The following is a 4,251-nucleotide window of genomic DNA, read 5'->3' as shown; positions in this document are numbered from 1 at the left end:
CGCGTAACCCCGGACCTCACGACCCTGGGCAAGATCATCGGAGGAGGGCTCCCGGTGGGGGCTTACGGCGGCAAGCGCGAGATCATGGAGCGGGTCTCCCCGTCGGGTCCGGTCTACCAGGCCGGCACCCTCTCGGGAAACCCCCTGGCCATGAGCGCCGGCCTGGCGACCCTGCGGGCGCTTCGCCGGCCCGGGGTGTACGAGGCGCTGGAACACAAGTCGAAGACGCTCTGCGGCGGCCTCGCGGAGCTGACGCGCCGCCGGGGCGTATCGGCGTTTCACACGCGGGTGGGAGCCATGTTCACCACCTTCTTCCAGGAGGGTCCCGTCACCGACTACGCGACGGCACTGAAGAGCGACACCGGGCGCTTCGGCCGGTTCTTTCAGGGAATGCTGGAGCGGGGGGTGAACCTCGCCCCCAGCCAGTTCGAGGCGGGGTTTGTGAGCCTGGCGCATACGGAGGAAGACCTGGGGCGGACCCTGGAGGCGGCGGATCAGACCCTGGCAACGCTGTAAGCCCAAACAGGCGTTTGCTGCCCGTCCTTCGTCGTTTGAAATCCACCCGAAAACGCCGTCGACGCGCTTGACGCTGTTTCGACCGCTGTGCTATAGAAGGCCGACTTTCGCGCCGGGGGTCGTGGGTACCGTCGGGGCGCCTGGCCCGGCCTTTCCGGAGCGACGGGCCCCGGGGCGGAGAAGACGGTGAGCTCGCAGCGACGCGAGGCGATGCGCCTGGTCACCCGGGTCAGCGCCGGAACCCTCGAGCTGGGACTTTCCGTGGCCGTGGGGGCGGGCATCGGGTACGTGCTCGATACCCAGGTGTTCGGCGGGCGCACGACGCCGTGGCTCACGCTCTTTTGGCTCCTGTGCGGAGTGATCGCCGGGTTTCGCAGCCTGCTGCGCGTGATGCGAGAGCTTCAGCGGGAGGGCGAACAGGAGGGCAATGGCAACCCCCCCCGATGAGCCCACGGAGCCTGCGGTTCCCGAGGGAGCCCCCGAGCCGGACGCCTCGCCCATCGCGGAGGTGAGCACCAACCGGATCGAGGTTATGAATCTGTGTCTGGTGGCGGTCGCCTCCCTCGCAGGCCTGGGGATCTCCCGGGAGTTCGCGTTGGGGGTGTTCGCCGGCGGCCTCCTGATGGCCGCCAACTTCCGCGTGTTGGGGGGGGTGCTCCGGTCGGTCTTCCTCAGGGGAACCGCCCGGTTGGGCAACGTGGCGGCCTACTGGCTCAAGTTCCTCGGGGTGATGTTCCTGGTGGGGCTCTTGATCGTCAAGTTCCAGGTGGATGTCGTCGGGTTCCTCGTTGGGCTCTCGGCGATCCTCGTCGCCATCACGGCCGAGGCGGTACTTCGCCTGGCGAGACGCTAGGCACATCGGAGGCAAGGGCTCATGGCAGCAGCCGGCGACATCTACTGGACATCGTTGATTCCCGGGCTTAGTTGGGTCGAGAAGAGCCTGCCCCACCCGGAAACCGGGGAGCCGGCGCTCCACGTCTCCAACGCGATTCTCGTGGGGCTCATCATCCTGACCCTGGCCGCGGTCGCCCGCTCGAAGACCAAGACCGAGAACCTCACCGACGAGGACCTCGTACCCGAGCCGGGCCTGAGCGTGCGAACCCTGATGGAGGTCATGGTCTCGGGCATCCTGGGGATCATGCGCGACTCCATGGGGCGCGTGGCGCCCCGATTCCTCTATCTGGTGGGGGCGCTTGCCTTCTTCATCCTCTTCAGCAACCTCTCCGGCATCGTGCCCGGCTTCTCTCCACCCACGGAGAACCTCAACACCACACTGGCCTGCGCACTGGTGGTCTTCACCATGACGCACGTGTACGGCTTCAAGGAGCACGGGCCGTCGTATCTCAAGCACTTCGTCGGGCCGTTCTGGTGGCTCGCGTGGCTCATGATCCCCATCGAGATCATCTCCCACCTGGCCCGGCCCATGAGCCTCTCTTTGCGTTTGTTCGGAAACGTCATGGGCGACCACAAGGTTGGAGCCATCTTCTTCATGCTGGTGCCCTTGGCGGTCCCCATCTTCACCTTGGTGCTCGGGCTCTTCGTCTCCATCGTCCAGACTTTCGTGTTCATGCTCCTGACCATGGTGTACTTCTCGGGCGCCATCGAGCATGGGGAGCACTGAGATCGTAAACTCCGCGGGTCCGGCCCGCGTTCATCCAAAAACCACTCGAGAGGAGGTGAAAGAAATGCTCAAGAAGCTCTGGACCGTCGCTCCCGTTGCCCTGTTTGTCCTGCTGGCCGCCGCCCCGGCGTTCGCCCAGGAGGACGAGAGTGGCCTGGCCTTTCGCGGCCTGCTCGCCCTTTCGGCGGGCCTCGCCATCGCGATCGCGGCCGCCTTCGGCGCCCTGGGTCAGGCCAGGGGCCTGGCCGCTGCCCTGGAGGGTATCGCGCGCAACCCCTCGGCCTCCGGCAAGCTCGTGACCCCGATGATCATCGGCCTCGCCATGATCGAGTCCCTGGTCATCTACGCGCTGGTTATCGCCCTGATGATCGTCCTGAAGCTCTAGCTTCCCCGGAGGGCCCGCGGGGCTCTTTCCCCGGGACCCCTCCTCATCCTCGTTTCGCCTTGGAAGGGCAGGGTAACCCCCTGCCCTTCATTTCGTGTGGCGGACAGGCTCGGCTGGGCGCGGACCGCGCCGCCGGCGGCGAAGAGCCGCGAGACGCAGGCGAGCGGCCCTTCTCTTGTTCGCCAACCTTTCCGTTGAAATGTTGCCTTCAGGCGGCCAATACTTACCGACGCTCGGCGTGTCGGTTCCGGCCCGAGGCATCCGAGAGCCCAACCAACCGGCCGGTGGAAGGTGCGGCCGGGGCCGGCCCGGTTGGTACAGCGTTTGCTTGTCGTTTCGTCGGCCGTGAACCCCGTTCGGGAGGAGTTGCGATGAAGTACTGGGATCAGAAGTTCGAGACCATGCCCCGGGAGGAGATGGAGGCGTTCCAGGGCCAGAAGCTTCGGGAGACCGTGCGCTGGCTCTACGACCGGGTTCCTTTCACCAAACGCAAGTTGGACGAGGCGGGGGTCTCCCCCGACGACATCCGCTCCCTGGCCGATCTGCCGCGGCTTCCCTTCACGGTGAAGACCGACCTGAGGGACAACTACCCCTTCGGCTTGTGCGCGGTTCCGATGAAGGACCTGGTTCGCATCCACGCCTCGTCGGGCACCACCGGCAAGCCCATTACGGGGCCCTACACCGCCGAGGACCTGGACCAGTGGGCGGAGTGCATGGCTCGGATGCTCTTCGCCCAGGGCGTGCGCTCGGACGACATCTGCCAGAACGCCTACGGCATGGGCCTGTTCACCGGGGGACTCGGCTTCTACCTGGGGGCGGAGAAGCTGGGCGTGTGCCTGCTGCCCACGGGTTCGGGGATGACGGAGCGCCAGATCATGCTCCTGCAGGACTTCGGGAGCACGGTGCTCTTTTCCACGCCCACCTACGCCCTTACCATCGCGGAGAAGGCCGAGCAGATGGGCGTGGACCTGCGCAAGACCGCTCTGCGGGTGGGGTCTTTCGGGGCCGAGCCCTGGACCGTGAAGATGCGGGAAGAGATCGAGGCCCGTATGGGGCTTGCGGCCCACGAGGCATACGGGCTCACGGAGATGATGGGGCCCGGGGTGGGCTTTTCCTGCGAGGCGCGCCGCCTGCACCTCAACGAGGACCACGTCTATCCCGAGATCGTGGATCCCTCCACCCTGGAGCCGATGCCGCTGGGCGAAAAGGGGGAGCTTGTGTTCACGGCCCTCCAGCGCCGCGCCATGCCGCTTCTGCGCTACCGCACCCGCGACATCACGAGCCTGCACCGGGACACCTGCGAGTGCGGGCGCACCCTGGTGACCATGGAGAAGATCCTGGGGCGCTCCGACGACATGCTCATCATCTCGGGGGTCAACGTGTTCCCGAGCCAGGTGGAAGCGATCATCATGGAGTTCGCCGAGGTGGAGCCCCAGTACCAGATCCGCGTGTTCAAGAAGGGGTACCTCGACAACATCAAGGTGGAGGTGGAGGCCAAGCCCGAGGTCTACGGGCAGGGCAAGGACGCCCTGGCTGCCTTGAGCCGGAAGATTGGCGACCGCATCAACGGCATCATCGGCATCAACGCGCCCGTGGAGGTCGTGCCCCTGGGGAGCATCGCCCGCAGCGAGGGAAAGGCCAAGCGGGTGATCGACGAGCGCAGATAGGCAAAGCTCCAAACCCGTCAGGCGGGCGGCTGCCCGGGTCTCGTCGGGCCCGGGGCAGCCGC

General features: G+C 66.5%; 6 protein-coding genes. All 6 read left to right on the top strand.

Annotated elements, in window-relative coordinates:
- A partial coding sequence (locus AB1578_22350) for an aminotransferase class III-fold pyridoxal phosphate-dependent enzyme (GenBank protein ID MEW6490639.1) occupies positions 1–516 on the top strand: 516 nt, incomplete at its 5' end.
- 186 nt (positions 517–702) lie between these two features.
- Entirely contained in the window at positions 703–963 is a 261-nt protein-coding gene (locus AB1578_22345) for an AtpZ/AtpI family protein (GenBank protein ID MEW6490638.1), read from the top strand.
- Positions 944–1,369, top strand: coding sequence for a hypothetical protein (locus AB1578_22340; GenBank protein MEW6490637.1), 426 nt, complete (start codon positions 944–946; stop codon positions 1,367–1,369). Before AB1578_22345 ends, AB1578_22340 begins: the two co-directional genes overlap by 20 nt.
- A gap of 21 nt (positions 1,370–1,390) precedes the next feature.
- The gene (atpB, locus tag AB1578_22335; protein ID MEW6490636.1) at positions 1,391–2,137 is read left to right on the top strand and encodes a F0F1 ATP synthase subunit A; all 747 of its coding nucleotides are present in this window, start codon (positions 1,391–1,393) and stop codon (positions 2,135–2,137) included.
- 64 nt (positions 2,138–2,201) lie between these two features.
- The gene (locus AB1578_22330) at positions 2,202–2,522 is read left to right on the top strand and encodes an ATP synthase F0 subunit C (protein MEW6490635.1); all 321 of its coding nucleotides are present in this window, start codon (positions 2,202–2,204) and stop codon (positions 2,520–2,522) included.
- Between the two features lie 371 nt (positions 2,523–2,893).
- Positions 2,894–4,189, top strand: coding sequence for a phenylacetate--CoA ligase (locus tag AB1578_22325; GenBank protein MEW6490634.1), 1,296 nt, complete (start codon positions 2,894–2,896; stop codon positions 4,187–4,189).
- The last annotated feature ends 62 nt before the right edge of the window (positions 4,190–4,251 follow it).

Source organism: Thermodesulfobacteriota bacterium (genome assembly GCA_040756475.1).
GTDB lineage: Bacteria > Desulfobacterota > Deferrisomatia > Deferrisomatales > JACRMM01 > JBFLZB01.
Note: the sequence above shows the minus strand (reverse complement) of the source record. Positions and strands in the feature narration are given on the sequence as shown.